We start from the raw sequence: 19,253 nt of genomic DNA, 5'->3' as shown, positions 1-19,253 counted from the left end.
AAAGGATGATCTAAATGAACTTCCGTTTCCATTCCCATGAGAAAAAGCCCTATTCCTTCTTTTTAGAATATACGGAGCCCTTCGCAAAAGAACGGCTTGCCGAACAACTACATGAGCAAATTAGCACCATTCAGGAAAACCGTCCGGTCGTTCTTGTCTGTATCGGCTCCGACCGATCGACAGGCGATTCACTCGGTCCGCTCGTTGGTACCTTTTTGGAAAAAAATCGTCCGACGAATCTTCATGTCTACGGAACTTTGTCCAAACCGGTCCATGCCTTGAATCTCGCAGAAACCATTCATTCGATTCAAACCACACATTATCGTCCGTTTGTCATTGCCATCGATGCCTGTCTCGGTCGGTTGTCGAGCGTCGGTCATGTCTTTTTCTCTGAAGGACCGCTTGCGCCGGGTGCCGGTGTTCAAAAAGAATTACCGGCAGTGGGTGATTTCAACATCAAAGCCGTCGTTAACGTCAGCGGCTTCATGGAAATGATGATTCTTCAAAATACCCGCCTGCACCTCGTATACGAATTGGCGGAACTGGTCGCCGAAAGTTTCGCCTTGCTGGATACGAAATTAACAGCAGAAACAACACGGACAACGATTTCCTTTACTCCACGTTCGATTTAACATGTCGCTTTTCCTTTCATTCACTCCAGTCCGTTCAAAAAAGATCCACTCCAAAATTGGAATGGATCTTTTTAATTACTCTTCTTCCGGTACAAGTAAGTCAAGAATCCGATTCAAGTCTTCTTCATCCGTAAAATCAATTTCAATTTTTCCGGCTTGTTTGGTCGTTTTAATCCGAACTATCGCACCGATGCGTTCCCGTAATGTATCTTCAATAAAATCCAGTTCAGTGGATTGCCGGACCGTTTTTTGGACCTGTTTCTTTTCCCGTAATTCCTGTTCGAGACGGCGGACCGTCCAATTTTCCCGGATGACCCGTTCCGCCATCTGTTCAATCTTCCGCGGACTTTTTAATGACAATAAAGCACGTGCATGCCCCATCGATAATCGTTCTTCCATGACAGCCTGTTGAACTTCTGTCGGCAACTGCAACAACCGAAGGCTGTTCGTGATATGGGACCGGCTTTTCCCAACCCGGGTTGCGAGCTCCACTTGCGTGACTTGAAATTCCTGAAGCATCTCGGCATATGCCATCGCTTCTTCGATCGCACTTAAATCAGCGCGCTGGATGTTTTCAATCAATGCCAGCTCCATGACACGGGTTTCATTGGCTTCGATGACCAGTACCGGAACACGTTCAAATCCCGCCTGCTTCGCTGCCTGATAACGACGTTCACCAGCGACGATTTCATAATAGCCGTCACCCGGACGAACGACAATCGGTTGAATCATGCCATGCCGCTTCAAAGAGTTGGTCAGTTCGGCCAGTGCCTTTTCATGGAACTGTTTACGCGGTTGTCCCGGATTTGGCCGGATGACCCCAATCGGTATTTCATTCATGCTTTAATCTCTCCTAAACGTAGCGGAAGGCACGACCGCTTGTTCACGGACGTGCCTTCACGATGCGAATCCGCACCTCGACATATTCTTCACAATCCAGTTCTTCTTTTTCGACCGTCAAACCGGTCCGTTCGATCATATCCACAGAATCACGAATTGTATTTAAGGCAATCCGCGTGTCCCGGGCAAAACTTTTATGCCGTTTTTTCGGAACTTTCGGTGTTAACAATCGTTCGACCCGTTGTTCCGTTTCTTTGACGTTCCATTCCCGTTCGATGATTTCACTTAAGACTTGAACTTGCAGCTCCGTCTCTTTTAGCGGCAACAAAGCGCGGGCATGCCGTTCCGTAATCTTCCGTTGCTTCAATGCTTCGCGAACGGCATTCGGTAAACGGAGTAGGCGCAGTTTATTCGCAATCGTCGACTGGCTTCGTCCGAGTCTGCGCGCCAACACTTCCTGCGTGATTTCTTGCATCGCAAGCAACCGGGCATACGCTTCTGCTTCTTCGATGGGTGTCAGTTCTTCACGTTGTAGATTTTCGATGAGTGCGAGGGCAGCCGTCGTCTCGTCTGTCATCTGTTTAATGATAGCGGGAATTGTATCCCATCCGAGCGATTGAACCGCCCGAAAACGACGTTCGCCGGCGATGATTTCATATCCTTCGCCTTGTTTTCGGACGACAATCGGTTGCAGTAAACCATGTTCTTCAATCGTGGTCGCTAGTTCGGTAATCCGTTCCCCGTCAAAAACGGTCCGCGGCTGGAACTGGTTTGCGACCAGTTCCGTTAATTTCAACTCACGGACGGTATCGTGTGGATCTAGCTCAAGGGAAACGGTTTGTCCTCCCTTACCGAGCAGTTTGGCAATTGCATTCTTCACGTTGGTGTACCTCGCCTTCATCAGTCATCGTTTCACGTGAAACGGTGTTTAACCCAGTGGATCTTTTGCCGGTGTACCTGCTTTACGCGGATATTTCCCGGGTGTTAATCGTTTTTTATCGACAATTACGATATTACGCTCACTTTCTTCCCCTGGCAATTGGAATTGGAAACTTTCCCGCAAATTTCCACCTAACACTTTCAAGGCTGTTGCCCCTTCTTCGAGCTCTTCTCCCAGTTTAGCGGCTTTTAAGGCGACGAATTGACCGCCGACTTTTGCAAGCGGCAGACAGTATTCCGCAAGAACTGACATCCGGGCGACGGCACGCGCCGTCACGACATCAAAATGTTCCCGGAACTGTTTATTTTTCCCGAATTCTTCCGCCCGACCGTGATGGAAGGCGACACCTTCGAGTCCGAGTTCCGTTGCAAGCATATTCAAGAAGCCGATCCGCTTATTCAGCGAATCGATGATCGTGACTTTCAGATGCGGGAACATGATTTTGATCGGCAGACTCGGGAAACCGGCACCGGCACCGACATCACAGACCGTTTCGACTTCCGTGAAGTCAAAATAGAAAGCTGCTGTGATCGAATCATAAAAGTGTTTCAGATAAACACCTTCCTCATCCGTGATCGCCGTCAAATTCATTTTTTCGTTCCATTCGACTAGTAGTTCATAATACCGTCGGAACTGTTGTAATTGATGCTCCGAGACCTCAAGTCCTTGTTCCGCCAATGCTATTACGAATTGCTGTTGATTCATTCTCTTCACTCCGCAGTCAATGCGTATTGGCCTTGTTCGATATAGACGAGCAAAATCGAAATATCAGACGGATTGACCCCTGAGATTCGTGATGCTTGTCCAATCGAGAGCGGACGCACTTGGTTTAGTTTTTGTTTCGCTTCAATCGCAAGACCACTGATGACGTCATAATCGAGACGTTCCGGGATCCGTTTTTTCTCCATCCGCATCATCCGTTCGACTTGATCAAGCTGTTTGTCGATATAACCGGCGTATTTGACCTGGATTTCGACCTGTTCCGCTGCTTCCGGAGACAGCGCGACTGGTGCCGGTGTCATCTCGGCGATCATCGCATACGTGATTTCAGGCCGTTTGAGCAACGTGATGGCGTGCAAGGCTTCTTTTAACGGGGAAACACCGATTGCCGTCAACTGTTCGTTGACCTCACTCGTTGCTTTAATGACGACTTTTTCGAGTCGTTTCATTTCTCGCTTAATCTCGTCTTTTTTCTCGGCCAATTTCGCATGGCGTGTCTCATTGATCAGACCCAGTTCATGTCCGATATCGGACAAACGTAAATCGGCATTGTCATGACGCAACAACAAGCGGTATTCAGCACGTGATGTCAACAGACGATACGGCTCATTTGTTCCTTTAGTCACGAGGTCATCGATCATGACACCAATGTACCCTTGGGAACGCGACAGAATGAGTGGTTCTTTTTCCTGAACTTTGAGTGCGGCATTGATGCCGGCCATGATCCCTTGTCCGGCCGCTTCTTCATAACCGCTTGTCCCGTTGATTTGTCCGGCTGTAAATAATCCGGCAATTCGCTTCGTTTCAAGTGTCGGCCAGAGTTGTGTCGGCACGACGGCATCGTATTCGATCGCATAACCGGGACGCATCATCTCTGATTTCTCAAGCCCTGGAATTGACCGTAAAATATCATGTTGGACATCTTCCGGCAGACTCGTTGACAGACCTTGGACATAGACTTCTTCCGTGTCACGACCTTCCGGCTCCAGGAAAATCTGGTGACGCGGTTTATCGCTGAACCGGACGACCTTGTCTTCGATCGACGGGCAGTAACGGGGACCCGTTCCTTTGATCATCCCGGAGAACATCGGGGAACGATGGAGATTCGCATCGATCAATTGGTGCGTATATTCGGTCGTATACGTCAACCAACATGGAATCTGTTCCGTAATCATCTGTGTCGTTTCATGACTGAACGGCAATGCGACAGCGTCACCCGGTTGGATTTCCGTTTTCGAATAATCGATCGTCTTCCCGTCAATCCGCGGTGGTGTGCCTGTTTTGAAACGCGCGAGTTCGAAGCCCAGTTCTTCCAGATGTTTCGACAAGTTGACCGATGGCATCTGATTGTTCGGACCGCTCTCATACGACAACTCACCGATGATGATTTTCCCACGCATGAATGTCCCGGTCGTGATGATGACCGCTTTTGCCCGGTACTCGGCTCCTGTATTCGTGACGACGCCGACACACGTGTCGTCTTCGATCAATAACCGTTCGACGAGGGCTTGGCGCAGCAACAGATTCGGTTCATCTTCGAGGGCTTTTTTCATCCGATTTTGGTATTCGAATTTATCCGCCTGTGCCCGAAGTGCACGAACGGCTGGACCTTTTGATGTGTTGAGCATCTTCATTTGAATGTACGTGGCATCAATCGCCCGTGCCATTTCTCCGCCGAGAGCATCAATTTCCCGGACGACGATTCCTTTTGCCGGACCGCCGATCGACGGATTACAATACATGAATCCGACCATGTCGGGGTTCATCGTCAACATGACAGTTTTTGAACCCATACGAGCGGCTGCGAGGGATGCTTCAATCCCTGCATGACCGGCTCCGATGACGATGACGTCGAATTCGCCTGCTTGATAAGCCATAACTGTGGTTCCTCCTTTTAAAAATCAACAACCTGACAACGTTTATTTCCCTAAACAAAATTGCGAGAACAATTTATCGAGTAAACTGTCTTGCGCTGTATCTCCATTAATTTCACCAAGTGTATCCCACGCCCGGCGTAAGTCGATCTGGACCATATCAATCGGCATCGACGCTTCCGCCGCACCGAGTGCATCTTCAATCATCTGACTCGCCTGTTTGATCAATTGGATGTGACGGGCATTCGATACGTACGTCATGTCCTGACCTTCGACTCCTTGTTCAAAGAAGAGCGCGGCAATCGCCGCTTCCAGATCCATGACTCCCGCTTCTTCGAGCAGGGACGTCGTAACGACAGGACGACCGTCTGCCAGCTGCTTTACGCGCTCGAGATCAATCTGTTGCGGTAAATCACTTTTATTGACGATGATGATGGCGTTCATGCCCCGAATCGCTTCGAATAACAAAACATCTTCTTCCGTCAATGGATCGTTCCCGTTTAAGACGAGTAAAATCAAGTCGGCTGAGTTAAGCGCCTGACGTGACTTCTCGACACCCATCCGTTCGACGATATCTTCTGTTTCCCGGATTCCGGCCGTATCAATTAATTTCAGCGGAACACCGCGTACATTGACGTATTCTTCAATTGTATCCCGTGTCGTCCCGGCGATATCGGTGACGATTGCTTTTGCTTCTTGCACCAATGTGTTGAGCAAAGACGATTTTCCGACATTCGGACGTCCGATGATTGCGGTCGACAAGCCTTCCCGCAGGATTTTCCCTTGTCGGGCCGTCGCAAGCAGTTCGGTTAGAATCCGGCGGACTTCGCCGGCATCTTTTTGGACGATTTGCTGCGTCATTTCTTCCGCATCATATTCCGGATAATCGATGTTGACTTCAATCGAAGCAATCGTCTGCAACAATTGTTCCCGTAAATCTTGGACCAGTTTCGATAACCGTCCTTCGATTTGACCGACGGCAACGGTCATCGCCCGATCCGTTTTCGCCCGAATCAAGTCCATGACGGCTTCTGCTTGTGACAAGTCAATCCGACCGTTCAAAAAAGCCCGTTTCGTAAATTCACCCGGTTCCGCCAGACGGACGTCCGGTTGTTCGAGAATCAGTTCGAGCACCCGATTGACGGCAACGATTCCGCCATGACAATTCAGTTCAACGACATCTTCCCGCGTAAAGGTTTTCGGTGCCCGCATGACACTGACCATTACTTCATCGACAACTTGTTTTGTCGTTTGTTCGACCAATTTGCCGTAATGAATTGTATGTGTCGGGACTTCAGTCAGCCGGTTTGCTCCCCGGTAGACCCGATCGGCCGTTTCCACTGCTTTAGGACCGGATAAACGAACAATCGCGATCGCTCCTTCACCCATCGGCGTCGAAATGGCGGCTATCGTATCAAATTCCATCATCAGTTGTTCACACCTCGTTTTCTGCAATCTTTTCTATAGTTAATGTTCAGGAATATATAAATGGGTATAACGTGACAACTATACACGAAATAGCGCAAAAGAAAAAGAGCGACACTCTGTAAAACGGAGTATCGCTCTCATTTGTGATTAACGTTTCTTTTTCGGCTTTTTCGGAGCTTGTGCTACTTCTGCCGCTTCTTTTTCACGTTTTGAAGCAATCGTTGCTTCTGTCTGCACTTTAATCTTCTCACGCATCGGTTTCATGATGACGATTGTCACGATAATCGAGAAGATGTAACCCACGACCCAGTACAGCGACAAGGCGGATGGTAACGTCACACCCATGACGAAGATCATGATCGGGAAGACGTACAACATGATTTTCATCTGTGGATTGTCGTCTTGACCTGCCATTGAGATTTTCTGTTGCAAGTACGTAAAGATTGCCGACAGAATCGGAAGAATGAAGTACGGATCTGGTTTTCCGAGATCGAACCAAAGGAACGAGTGTTGGAAAATGGCCGGTGTATAAATGATTGCATTGTAGAAGGCAATCAAAATCGGCATTTGAATCAAGATCGGTAAACAGCCGGCAAGCGGATTGACGTTGTGCTCTTGGTACAACTTCATCATCTCTTGTTGCAGTTTTTGCTGTGTTTCTTGATCTTTCGAGCTATATTTCTCACGAAGTTTCATCATTTCCGGCTGGATGACTTGCATCCCACCCATACTCTTCGTTTGTTTAATCATCAACGGTAAGATGACAAGGCGGACGATTAATGTTGTGATAACGATCGCAATCCCGTAATCTCCATTAAAATACTTAGCAAATGTACCGATCAACCATGCCATCGGCCAAACAAAGTAGTGTTTCCAGAAACCTTCTGTATCAGCGGTAATCGGTTCACCTGTCCCGTATGTTCCAGGGGTACAACCAGATAGAACGATTGCGAGTACGGACATCAGCCCAAGCGTCAGCCAAATCTTAGTTCTCTTGTTCATAATTCCTCCTAGTAATGTTTACACGTGGTCGGTCCTCGTATTTCTATATGATAGAAGTAGGCGAGCGGCCGCTACAAATCAACAGGATATACTACACGTTTATTTAACTTGCCGCTTCCAGACACCAGAACGTTTAAAGACGTGGCGCAAACTGTCCGCGACTTCTTGAGCCGTCATCTTCGCAGCCGGATTGCGCGCGATGATCACAAAATCATAATTCGGGGCAAGCGACGCTTCATGAAGCTGACACGCTTCACGAACGTAACGTTTGACTTGATTGCGAACAACGGCGTTCCCGATTTTCTTACTCACCGATAAACCAATCCGAAAGTGAGTCTGCTGCTCTTTCTTTAGTGCATATACGACAAATTGCCGATTTGCGACAGAGGCTCCTCGAGTAAACACCGCTTGGAACTCCTTGTCTTTCTTGACGCGGTATTCCTTCTTCACCTTGATCACACTCCATCCTGACATCACGAAAATTCGTCGTCTTTCATCATATCATAGAATAAACCCGCTCTGCGAGAGTCGTCTTGTGACAAATGGACGAACATCCTCAAAACAACAAAAAAAAGATCACTCCAGGCAGCGCCAGAAGTGATCTCCTCATTGCTCGATTATACAGTCAAGGCTTTGCGGCCTTTAAGACGGCGAGCAGCCAAGATCCGGCGGCCACTCTTCGTTGCCATGCGCGCACGGAATCCGTGAACTTTTTTGCGCTTACGGTTGTTTGGGTTGAAAGTTGGTTTCATTAGTCTGCACCTCCTTTAAAAATTACTCTATAAAAATCATCGTTTTCTACTTTAAGGCAGTCTTGTATATTATATAAATCAAAAGTGACCTTGTCAATGAAAGTTCATAAGAATTATCACGAGCATTTTCAGCAAACAATGACAGGAGTTGTGAAAATAGGATTCTCCAGTCGATTTCATATCATACGATACAAGTTGTAGATCGTTGTCAGGAAAAACGAAAGAAACAATCCCCTTTTCAAACTATCCACAGACTTATCCACATTATCCACACTTTCCGTGGATAACTCATCACTTTGTCTACAATAGTATTTTTTAAAATCAACGTCAAGGTTTGTTTTAGGATTTTTTATCCCCGTTTTTTTTATTTTGTGCATAACTTTTTTTGAACGCTTCCTCTTTTAAAAAGTTATACACATCTTATCCACAGTTTATCCACACTATCCACAGCCTGTGGGTAACTGCCTGTGTATATGTGGATTTACTTGTGGATAAATCGTTCTAAGCATTGCCAGACCTCATTTCATTTGATACACTAATTGTGCATAACAAGAACGTAAGACAAATTGATTCTTCAAGTTATACACAACCTGTGGATAACTTTATACACAGAAATTAGCCCCTGTGGATAACGTTATCCACAGTTTTTATGTTCTGGGGATAAGTCGTGTTCCTTCATTAACTTTGGCCTGTGCATAAACCTGTGTATAGTTTTTTATATCATGATAGAAAAAGGGGGGTATTTATGAAAAACGCTGCCGAACTTTGGCACAATGTATTATCTGTAATCGAGGAAGAACAACGTACCCCAAAAGCAAGTTACGATATGTGGTTAAAGTCAACGGAAGGCGTAACGCTTAATGGCACGACTTTAATCGTTTCTGCACCAGCCGCTTTTACCGTAACCTGGTTGGAGCGTCAGTACTTATCTCTATTAGAAGATACTGTCGAGGAAGTAACAGGTAGTCGGCTTGATATTCAATTTATCGAGGAAGGTCAAGCAAAACATATGCTCGATCGTCAAAATGAGGAAGTAGAAGTGATGGAAGTCGCACCACCGAAGACCAAAACACCAAAGACTCGTAAATCATCTGATGAACTGGTCATGAGTGAACTGGGACAGCTGAATGAAAAATATACGTTCGATACATTCGTCATCGGATCAGGGAACCGTTTTGCGCATGCTGCTTCTTTGGCCGTAGCCGAAGCTCCCGCGAAAGCCTATAATCCGCTCTTCATCTATGGTGGGGTAGGACTTGGGAAAACACACTTGATGCATGCGATTGGTCAGTATGTACAGGATCAAAAGCTGGGAACCAAAATTGCGTATGTTTCCTCCGAACAGTTCACGAACGACTTCATCAATTCCATTCGAGATAACAAAACGGTTCAGTTCCGGAATAAGTACCGGAACATCGATGTTCTATTAATAGATGATATTCAGTTCCTTGCCGGAAAAGAACAAACACAAGAAGAGTTTTTCCATACGTTTAATGCGTTGCATAACGATCAGAAACAAATCATCATCTCAAGTGACCGGCCACCTAAAGAAATTCCGACACTTGAAGACCGGTTACGTTCCCGTTTCGAGTGGGGCTTGATTACAGACATCACACCACCGGATCTCGAAACACGAATTGCCATTCTTCGTAAAAAAGCGAATGCGGAACAACTCGATGTTTCCAATGAAGTCATGCTTTACATCGCAAGCCAGATTGATACGAACATCCGGGAACTCGAAGGCGCATTGACCCGCGTCATTGCTTACGCCAATCTGGTCGGACGGACGATTGATCCGAATGTTGCTGCTGAAGCCTTGCATAACATCATGCCGGCGAGTGAACCACGAAAAGTCACGATTCGTGATATTCAAGAATCAGTCAGCAAACACTTTAATCTGCCGTTTGATGATTTAAAAGCTAAAAAACGAACAAAATCGATTGCTTTTCCCCGTCAGATTGCAATGTACCTGTCGCGGGAGATGACAGAAAGCTCCTTACCGAAAATCGGTGAAGAATTTGGGGGGCGTGATCACACGACCGTCATCCATGCACATGAAAAAATCAGTACACTCGTCAAACTGGATGGAGAAACGGGAAAAGTCATCGAACAAATCAAGCATGAATTGAAACATTCGTAAACCTGTGGATAAGCTGTGGATAAAAGAGGCTAGTTATCCACAAGTTATCCACATGCGTTTTGGCTCTATACCAAGTTATCCACCGACTTATCCACACTATCCACAGCCCCTAATACTATTATTAAAAAAATATATTATTATGTTATGATGATGTAACGCCCATTTTGAGAGGAGCTTAACGACAATATGCATATTACAATTCAACGTGATACTTTAATCCAAGCAATTCAAGATGTAGCAAAAGCAGTCTCATCCCGAACGACGATTCCGATTTTGACAGGAATTAAACTCGAGGCTCATGGAGACGGCATGACGCTCACTGGAAGTGATACAGAAATCTCAATCGAGCGCACGATCTATGCGGAAGAGAACGGTACATCATACGTCACCGTCCACCGTGCAGGAAGTGTCGTCTTAAACGCCCGTTTCTTTGGAGATATCGTGAAAAAGTTACCCACAGACGAAGTCATCTTGGAAGTGTCACCAAACTTCATGACACGCATTCAATCAGGTACGGCAGAATTTCATTTGAACGGACTCGATCCAGATGAGTTCCCGCGCTTGCCGCAAGTGGACGGGGGACAACAGTTCCGTTTACCGGCTGATCTGTTACGGTCAATGATCCGTCAAACGAGTTTTGCAGTCGCAGTACAGGAAACACGTCCTGTGTTGACGGGTGTTAACTTCTCAGCGGACAAAGACATCTTGACATGCGTCTCGACGGACAGTCACCGGCTTGCCTTACGACGTGCACAGTTTGAGACGGACAATGAGATTTCGTTCCAAAACGTCATCGTTCCAGGAAAAAGCTTAAACGAATTATCCAAATTACTTAGTGATGGTCACGTCGACATTACGATTACGAATCAACAGATCCTGTTTAAGATGAAACATGTCTTGTTCTTCTCGCGTCTGCTTGACGGAAACTACCCGGATACATCACGTTTGATTCCAGAAGAGTACCGGACAGCAGTCCGCATGAATGCGAAGGAATTGCTTCAGGCGATCGATCGCGCGTCTCTGTTGGCACGAGAAGACCGTAACAACGTCATCAAGTTCGCAGCAGAAGGAACGACGGCTGTCGAAATCTCTTCTCACTCACCGGAAGTTGGTAAAGTATCGGAACAAGTCAGTATCTTGTCGCTTGAAGGAGAAGAGTTAAAAATCTCATTCAACTCGAAATACATGATGGATGCGTTAAAAGCTTTGGATGCGACGGATATTGAAATCCAATTCACAGGTTCGATCCGACCGTTCATCTTACATCCGGTTGACCAAGATAACGTCTTACAGCTGATCCTGCCTGTCCGAACAGCATGATTCATACCCAAGGAACCATTCGTGTTCCTTGGGCTTTTTTTGAAATCCGTATATACGTTCGTTCATTTTGCCAAATCGTAAGTTTTTTAGTACAATAAAGAGTACGTCATTTATAATATGTAGGTAGGAGGAGTCAAACCATGAATCAAATCAAGATTTCAACAGAATATGTCACACTAGGTCAATTCCTGAAACTTTCTGATATCATCTCGAGCGGTGGACAAGCAAAACCATTTCTCGCCGAGGTACCCATTCTTGTCAACGGTGAAGTCGATCAGCGACGTGGTCGTAAATTACGGGATGGAGATGTGATTGACGTAGAAGATTACGGTCAGTTCATCATTAAGAACGAGGGAAACTAACGTGCGACTGGATTCGGTCCGGCTCAGTCACTATCGCAACTATGAGTCGTTGGAATTATCTTTTTCAGAAAAGACGAATGTGCTGATTGGTGAGAATGCGCAAGGGAAGACGAATCTTCTTGAAGCCATCTATGTTCTTGCTCTTGCGAAGTCTCACCGGACGACGCATGACAAGGAATTGATTCAGTGGGATGCCGAAACAGCGCGTGTCGAAGGACGAATTCATAAAAGAAGAGGATCGCACTCGCAGGAAATCGCGATTTCAAGCCGCGGTAAAAAAGCGAAGCTGAATCATCTCGAACAGCGCCGGCTCAGTGATTACGTCGGAGCATTGAATATCGTGTTGTTTGCACCGGAAGACTTACACATCGTCAAGGGCAGCCCACAAATCAGACGTCGCTTTTTGGATATGGAAATTGGTCAGGTCAGCCCGGTCTATCTACATGAACTGAGTCAATATTTAAAAGTTCTCAAACAACGGAATGCGTTGCTTAAACAGTTATCGATCAAAGGTGGGGATGAAACGTTCCTGGATGTCTTGACGGAGCAGATGATTACGCTTGCCGTTAAAATCGTTCAGCGCCGTCATCACTTCATTGCCCAGCTTGAGAAGTGGGCACGTCCGATTCATGAAGGAATCAGTCGTGGACAGGAACAGCTTGTCCTTATTTACCGTTCGGATACATTTAGCAATGATTTGCTCGATGTTGAAGGAATGACTGCTTCTTACATGCAGAAGTTTGGTAAAATGAAGACAAACGAAATTCGAAGAGGTGTGACGTTGTTCGGTCCGCATCGCGATGACTTCGAAATGGAAGTCAACGGTCGGAACGTCCAGACCTATGGTTCACAAGGGCAACAACGAACAGCAGCACTCTCTTTGAAGTTAGCAGAAATTGAATTGATTCATGAAGAAGTGGGAGAATATCCATTGCTACTTCTAGACGATGTCTTATCCGAGCTCGATGATCATCGTCAAACCCATTTGCTCGATACGATGCAACAAAAGGTGCAGACCATCCTGACGACAACGAGTGTCGATGGAATTGCACATGAAACGATCAAACAGGCGAAGTTGTTCCACGTGAAACAGGGGGCCGTCATTTTGGAAGAGACATCATACAAAGAAATAGTAGGTGAGAAAACCGATGAGTAATCATGAAGATATGGAATTAGAACAAGGGTACGGTGCCGATCAAATTCAGGTGCTTGAAGGTCTAGAAGCTGTTCGGAAACGTCCGGGTATGTATATCGGATCGACTGCATCGAAGGGACTTCACCATTTAGTCTGGGAAATCGTCGATAACTCGATTGATGAAGCACTTGCAGGATATTGCGATACGATCAAAGTCACGATTGAACCGGGTAATTCGATTTTGGTCGAGGATAACGGACGGGGAATTCCGGTCGACATTCAAGAGAAGATGGGACGTCCGGCAGTCGAAGTCATTTTGACAGTGCTTCATGCCGGCGGTAAATTCGGCGGCGGCGGATACAAAGTATCCGGTGGTCTGCACGGTGTTGGGGCATCTGTCGTTAACGCACTCTCAACGAAACTTGAAGTTTTCGTCAAACGGAATGAAAAATTGTATTACCAAGCGTATCATCGCGGTGTACCCGCAGCTGATTTGGAGATTATCGGCACGTCGGAAGAAACCGGAACGATGATCCGTTTCTTCCCGGATGATGAAATTTTCCAAGAAACACTCGAATACGACTATGATCTGCTTGCGACACGACTTCGTGAGCTGGCATTCTTAAATAAAGGATTGACGATTGAAATTACGGATGATCGTGCGGACGAGCCGATTACGCGCAGCTTCCATTACGAAGGCGGAATCAAGTCTTACGTCGAGCATTTAAACCGTTCGAAAGAAGTCGTTCACGAAGAACCGGTGTATGTACACGGTAACCGCGACGGCATCGAAGTCGAAGTCGCGTTGCAGTACAATGACGGATTCGCAGCCAACATCTATTCGTTCACGAACAACATCCCGACGCATGAGGGCGGAACGCACGAAACCGGTTTTAAAACCGCGTTGACCCGTGTCATCAACGATTATGCGAAGAAGTTTGGTCTGATGAAAGAGGCGGACGGCACGTTGTCCGGAGAAGATGTCCGAGAAGGGATGACGGCGATCGTTTCGATCAAACACCCGAATCCACAGTTTGAAGGACAGACGAAAACGAAACTCGGTAACTCGGATGCCCGGACGGCAACGGATACGTTGTTCTCGTCTGCGTTTGAACAGTTCATGATGGAAAATCCGACAAGTGCCCGTGCGATCGTTGAAAAGGGTATGATGGCGTCACGCGCCCGGATGGCCGCGAAACGTGCCCGCGAATTGACACGACGTAAAGGGGTTCTCGAAGTCAGTTCACTTCCAGGAAAGCTTGCCGACTGTTCGTCACGCGATGCGACGATCTCTGAAATCTACATCGTTGAGGGTGACTCAGCCGGTGGTTCAGCCAAATCAGGTCGTGACCGTCATTTCCAAGCGATCTTACCGATCCGCGGTAAAATCTTGAACGTTGAAAAAGCACGTCTTGATAAGATTCTCGGTAGTAATGAGATCCGGACGATCATCACGGCGCTCGGGACAAGCATCGGTTCTGAATTCAACATCGAGAAGGCACGGTATCATAAAGTCATCATCATGACCGATGCCGATGTCGATGGTGCCCACATTCGGACACTGTTGCTGACATTCTTCTACCGCTACATGCGTCCGCTTGTCGAGCATGGTTACGTCTACATTGCCCAACCGCCGCTTTACGGGATTAAACAAGGGAAAAACATCACGTACGTCCACAACGAACGTGAGTTGAATGAAGCATTAGCAGCACTTCCGGAAAATGCACGATACGACATTCAGCGTTACAAAGGTCTCGGTGAGATGGATCCGGAGCAACTGTGGGAAACCACGATGGATCCGAGTGGTCGTCAAATGCTGCGCGTCGAATTACAAGACGCGATCGAAGCAGATGAGGTCTTTGATATTTTGATGGGAGACCAGGTAGAACCACGTCGTGACTTTATCCAGTCGCACGCACACTATGTGAAGAACTTGGATATTTAACGTTGAATAGAGAGGGTGGCCATACGAATGTCCGATCAACAAGGGATCATTAAAGATATCAACATCAGTCAAGAAATGCGTACATCCTTCATGGATTATGCGATGAGCGTTATCGTCGCACGTGCTTTACCGGATGTCCGTGATGGTTTAAAACCGGGTCATCGTCGTATTTTGTATGCGATGAATGATCTCGGTATCCGTGCGGATAAACCGCATAAGAAGTCTGCCCGTATCGTCGGTGAAGTCATCGGTAAGTATCACCCGCACGGTGACTCTGCTGTTTACGACACAATGGTTCGGATGGCACAGGACTTCAGTTACCGGTATGAACTCGTCGACGGTCACGGAAACTTTGGATCCGTCGACGGCGATTCAGCCGCTGCCATGCGATATACGGAAGCCCGTATGTCAAAAATCGCGATGGAAATCATTCGTGATATTAATAAAAATACCGTCAATTTCAAAGATAACTACGATGGATCAGAGCGGGAACCGGAAGTGTTACCATCCCGCTTCCCAAACTTGCTCGTCAACGGTTCGAGCGGGATTGCGGTCGGGATGGCAACGAACATTCCGCCTCACCAACTCGGTGAAGTCATCGATGGCGTTCTTGCCTTGTCGCATAATCCGGACATTACGATCTCGGAATTGATGCAACACATTCCAGGACCTGATTTCCCGACAGCCGGTGAAATCTTGGGACGCAGTGGAATCCGCCGCGCCTATGAAACCGGCCGCGGATCGATCATCGTCCGGGCGAAAGCCGAAATTGAGCAGACGAAAAAAGACCGCGAACGGATTATCGTGACGGAGTTGCCGTATCAGGTCAACAAAGCCCGTCTCGTTGAAAAGATTGCCGATCTCGTCCGTGAGAAAAAAATCGAAGGCATCACTGATTTACGTGATGAATCCGATCGCCGCGGTATGCGTGTCGTCATGGAGATTCGTCGTGATGCCAATGCGAGTGTCATCTTAAACAACCTGTATAAACAGACGTCGATGCAAACAACGTTTGGGGTCAACATGCTCGCGATCGTCGCCGGTCGTCCGCGTACCTTGACGCTGAAGGAAATGTTGTACCACTATCTCGAGCATCAAAAAGAAATCGTCCGTCGCCGGACCCAGTTTGATCTCGAGAAAGCAGAGGCACGCGAACATCTCTTAGCGGGTTTACGGATCGCCCTTGATCATCTCGATGAAGTCATCAAGATCATCCGTGCGAACCGGACAGCGGATGCTGCCCGTGAACAGTTGATGGAACGGTTTGCTTTATCCGAGAAACAATCACAGGCGATTCTTGATATGCGTCTCCAACGGTTGACCGGTCTTGAGCGCGAGAAGATTGACGCCGAGTACGAAGAGATCATGCAATTGATCACGGAACTCAAAACAATCCTCGAAAGTGACGAAGTTTTACTCGAACTGATTCGGACGGAACTCGAAGAAGTGAAAGAACGCTTCAACGATAAACGCCGGACCGAAATTCGAATGGACCACATCGAATTCGAAGATGAAGATTTGATTCCGGAAAAAGACATCATCATCACGTTGACAAGCAGCGGATACATCAAACGTTTGACGACGGATTCATACCGCGCTCAACGCCGCGGTGGACGAGGTGTTCAAGGAATCGGAACAAATGATACCGATTATGTAACGCGTCTATTATCATGTTCGACGCATGATACAATTCTCTTCTTTACGAATCGTGGAAAAGTCTATCGAATCCGTGGTTATGAAGTACCGGAGATGAGCCGGACTTCAAAAGGTGTACCGATCATCAACTTGATCCAGATTGAACGGGATGAAAAAGTCGAGACGATGATTCCGGTCAACTTCAAACGATATCTGGAAGAGCAAGAGGCAGCGGAAGCAACAGGCAATATCATTGATACAGAGGTCGCTCCGACCGAAATCGTTGAAGGACTGGATGATTCGGAAGAAGCACTTGAGACGGAAGAAGTCATGCAGGATGAACAGAAGTCGTTGATCTTCATGACCCGCAAAGGCCGTGTCAAACGTTCACCGTTATCAGCCTATGCACGAATCAATAAAAACGGATTGATTGCGATTCGTTTGTTTGAAGATGACGAATTGACATCGGTTCGTTTAGCTTCGACAGAGGATGAAGTGTTCACCGTTTCAAATAACGGGAAAGCGATCCGTTTCCCTATCACGAACGTCCGTTCAATGGGACGTGGTGCACGAGGTGTCAAGGCGATGAACTTGTCTCAAGATGCCATCGTTATCGGAATGGAACTGGCCCGGGACGAACAGGATGTACTCGTCATCACGGAAAAAGGGTTCGGTAAACGGACACCAATGACGGAATTCCGGACGCAGTCACGTGGTGGTAAAGGATTGATTGCCAGTAAGGTGACCGATCGTGTTGGTCAAATCGTCGCCCTTCGGATTGTGGATGTCGATGATGACATCATGATCATGACGGAGAGTGGTATCGTCATTCGAACGGATTCACAAAATATCTCAAGTGTCGGACGTAACGCACAAGGGGTAAAAGTCATCCGGATCGAAGAAGGTGATCGTGTTGCAACGGTTGCGAAGCTGAAAAAAGAAGAAGCTGTCGAAGAAGAAATTGCTGTCTTAGAAGAAGGAGTACCTGTTTCAGAGGAACAGACACTTTCCGATTCTGAGGTGAGTGAAGAATCCGAACAGACGGAAGAATAAAGCAAGTGCAGCAGAGCGAGGGCAATTTTGTCTTTTCTCTGCTGTTTTTCTAAAAATCTCTTACAGGAAAGGAACGAGAAAAAGATGCGTGTGGCAAGTGAGCAACTCATTTTGGGTGACCGGATAACAGAGTCTCTGTTTTTACATACTGATATTCCAATCGTAGAAGCGGGAAAAAAAATAGGGACAGATGAGCTAAGGCGAATCAAACGTTTTTTAATCAAAGAAGTTGAAATCGAAGAACGTCCGGAAGGTATGCAGATTGAATTGCCGACAAACCTTGAGTTGGACGATGTAACAGGAAAACATATGTTTGATTCGTTAATCGAAACGTATAATCAAGTATTTACTTCCTGGGAACAAGGAATGACCCCGAATGTATATGATGCATTGCGTTGGGTGAAGGAATCGATGCCCGATGAGATGAATCGGGAAGATATTCTACCTTACTTCCTTGATCGTGGAACAGAAGCGTATGCGGTCAGACATGCGATCTATCGGGGAGCAGTGGCACAACTGCTTGCGGAAGCAGCCGGGAAAGAGCGGAAGATGGTTCATGATTTATGGGTGGCTTCTTATTTTGCTGATTGTGGCTTAGCACGAATCATGGAGTGGCGTCATACAAAACGATATGAAGCGATGCAACAGGAGATTTTCCACAGGCACCCAGCGATGGCCTTCCAAGCGTTGCAAAAAGAGAACATCATTTCTGATACAGTCAAGCGTCTTATTGTCCAACACCATGAGCGGTTGGATGGATCGGGTTATCCGTTAAAGGTAAGAGGAGATAAAATCATGGATCATACCCGGCTGTTCATTGTAGCGGATGTTTTTGCTGCGATGACGAGTTGGCGTCCATATCGGGAAGCTTACACAGTTTATGATGCGTACCGTCATCTAAAGGCAAGACCGATGCAGTATGATTCAAAATATGTCCTACTCCTCGGACAATTGCTGTTCCCGATTGAAGTAGGCGACCGTGTCCTGATCAGTAATGGAAAAATTGCAACGGTCCTTCGAAAAAGTGCGGTATTTGACCGCCCGGAGATTGTATATGAAGAACACAACCAACGGATCGTCAAAGATTTAATGGAAGAGCGACAACTCCATATCATTCAACTTATGGATTAACATCGATTCATTTGATATTTTGATTCTGTTATATATAGAAGAAACGCTCTTTTTTCGTTGAAGAAACCGCGGAAAAAAGAGTTTTTCTTTTTTTTATAAAAAACGCTTGTGCAATAATAAATCACATGGTATATTATTTCTTGTCCTTAAGAGGACGAGCGCACTGCTGGAAACAAGAAAAAAACTTCTTTCAAAAAGTTGTTGACTTATTGTTTCAGACTTGGTATTCTAATTGAGTCGCCAAAACAGGCGCGGACGAACTTTGAAAACTGAACGATGAGGCAAAAAACGTATCTTCGGATACAAACAATGAATGAAGCGCAAGCTTCGTCAACGTGACATCT

General features: G+C 46.6%; 16 protein-coding genes. 8 read left to right on the top strand and 8 right to left on the bottom strand.

Annotated elements, in window-relative coordinates:
• Positions 1-14 precede the first annotated feature (14 nt).
• Positions 15-632, top strand: a complete 618-nt coding sequence (gene yyaC, locus ACHA8N_RS02155; protein WP_147512200.1) for a spore protease YyaC — start codon at positions 15-17, stop codon at positions 630-632.
• A gap of 75 nt (positions 633-707) precedes the next feature.
• Here yyaC and ACHA8N_RS02150 read toward each other — a convergent pair whose 3' ends face one another.
• The 8 genes from ACHA8N_RS02150 to rpmH all read right to left on the bottom strand — a co-directional run bounded on the left by ACHA8N_RS02150 (position 708) and on the right by rpmH (position 8,188).
• The gene (locus ACHA8N_RS02150) at positions 708-1,472 is read right to left on the bottom strand and encodes a ParB/RepB/Spo0J family partition protein (RefSeq protein WP_393964577.1); all 765 of its coding nucleotides are present in this window, start codon (positions 1,470-1,472) and stop codon (positions 708-710) included.
• 43 nt (positions 1,473-1,515) lie between these two features.
• Positions 1,516-2,352 (bottom strand): nucleoid occlusion protein, encoded by an 837-nt coding sequence (gene noc / locus ACHA8N_RS02145; RefSeq protein WP_147512202.1) that lies wholly within the window; start codon positions 2,350-2,352, stop codon positions 1,516-1,518.
• 48 nt (positions 2,353-2,400) lie between these two features.
• Positions 2,401-3,117 (bottom strand): 16S rRNA (guanine(527)-N(7))-methyltransferase RsmG, encoded by a 717-nt coding sequence (gene rsmG, locus ACHA8N_RS02140; protein ID WP_393964576.1) that lies wholly within the window; start codon positions 3,115-3,117, stop codon positions 2,401-2,403.
• Between the two features lie 5 nt (positions 3,118-3,122).
• Positions 3,123-5,009 carry a tRNA uridine-5-carboxymethylaminomethyl(34) synthesis enzyme MnmG gene (mnmG, locus tag ACHA8N_RS02135; RefSeq protein ID WP_026831588.1) on the bottom strand — a complete coding sequence of 629 codons (1,887 nt, stop codon included), beginning with the start codon at positions 5,007-5,009 and terminating at the stop codon, positions 3,123-3,125.
• 42 nt (positions 5,010-5,051) lie between these two features.
• A complete protein-coding gene (gene mnmE / locus ACHA8N_RS02130; protein WP_147512205.1) occupies positions 5,052-6,434 on the bottom strand; it encodes a tRNA uridine-5-carboxymethylaminomethyl(34) synthesis GTPase MnmE in 1,383 nt (460 codons plus the stop codon).
• Positions 6,435-6,581: 147 nt separating this feature from the next.
• Positions 6,582-7,436 (bottom strand): membrane protein insertase YidC, encoded by an 855-nt coding sequence (gene yidC, locus ACHA8N_RS02125; RefSeq protein WP_147512206.1) that lies wholly within the window; start codon positions 7,434-7,436, stop codon positions 6,582-6,584.
• Between the two features lie 99 nt (positions 7,437-7,535).
• The gene (gene rnpA, locus ACHA8N_RS02120) at positions 7,536-7,886 is read right to left on the bottom strand and encodes a ribonuclease P protein component (protein ID WP_012371909.1); all 351 of its coding nucleotides are present in this window, start codon (positions 7,884-7,886) and stop codon (positions 7,536-7,538) included.
• A 167-nt stretch (positions 7,887-8,053) separates the two neighbouring features.
• Positions 8,054-8,188: a 50S ribosomal protein L34 gene (gene rpmH, locus ACHA8N_RS02115; protein ID WP_012371910.1), complete on the bottom strand. Its 135-nt coding sequence runs from the start codon at positions 8,186-8,188 to the stop codon at positions 8,054-8,056.
• A gap of 745 nt (positions 8,189-8,933) precedes the next feature.
• Here rpmH and dnaA point away from each other — a divergent pair.
• From dnaA to ACHA8N_RS02080, 7 genes are all read left to right on the top strand, one after another.
• Positions 8,934-10,328 carry a chromosomal replication initiator protein DnaA gene (gene dnaA / locus ACHA8N_RS02110; RefSeq protein ID WP_147512207.1) on the top strand — a complete coding sequence of 465 codons (1,395 nt, stop codon included), beginning with the start codon at positions 8,934-8,936 and terminating at the stop codon, positions 10,326-10,328.
• 186 nt (positions 10,329-10,514) lie between these two features.
• Positions 10,515-11,648, top strand: coding sequence for a DNA polymerase III subunit beta (gene dnaN, locus ACHA8N_RS02105; protein ID WP_012368916.1), 1,134 nt, complete (start codon positions 10,515-10,517; stop codon positions 11,646-11,648).
• Between the two features lie 140 nt (positions 11,649-11,788).
• Positions 11,789-12,010 carry a S4 domain-containing protein YaaA gene (gene yaaA, locus ACHA8N_RS02100; protein ID WP_012368917.1) on the top strand — a complete coding sequence of 74 codons (222 nt, stop codon included), beginning with the start codon at positions 11,789-11,791 and terminating at the stop codon, positions 12,008-12,010.
• 1 nt (position 12,011) lies between these two features.
• Entirely contained in the window at positions 12,012-13,166 is a 1,155-nt protein-coding gene (gene recF / locus ACHA8N_RS02095) for a DNA replication/repair protein RecF (protein WP_147512208.1), read from the top strand.
• A gap of 10 nt (positions 13,167-13,176) precedes the next feature.
• A complete protein-coding gene (gene gyrB, locus ACHA8N_RS02090; RefSeq protein WP_200868725.1) occupies positions 13,177-15,090 on the top strand; it encodes a DNA topoisomerase (ATP-hydrolyzing) subunit B in 1,914 nt (637 codons plus the stop codon).
• A 27-nt stretch (positions 15,091-15,117) separates the two neighbouring features.
• Positions 15,118-17,778: a DNA gyrase subunit A gene (gyrA, locus tag ACHA8N_RS02085; protein ID WP_393964575.1), complete on the top strand. Its 2,661-nt coding sequence runs from the start codon at positions 15,118-15,120 to the stop codon at positions 17,776-17,778.
• An 84-nt stretch (positions 17,779-17,862) separates the two neighbouring features.
• On the top strand, positions 17,863-18,909 hold the full coding sequence (locus ACHA8N_RS02080) for an HD-GYP domain-containing protein (RefSeq protein ID WP_147512210.1): 1,047 nt from the start codon (positions 17,863-17,865) through the stop codon (positions 18,907-18,909).
• The last annotated feature ends 344 nt before the right edge of the window (positions 18,910-19,253 follow it).

The organism is Exiguobacterium sp. S22-S28 (assembly GCF_043359615.1).
Taxonomy (GTDB): Bacteria; Bacillota; Bacilli; order Exiguobacteriales; family Exiguobacteriaceae; genus Exiguobacterium_A.
Note: the sequence above shows the minus strand (reverse complement) of the source record. Positions and strands in the feature narration are given on the sequence as shown.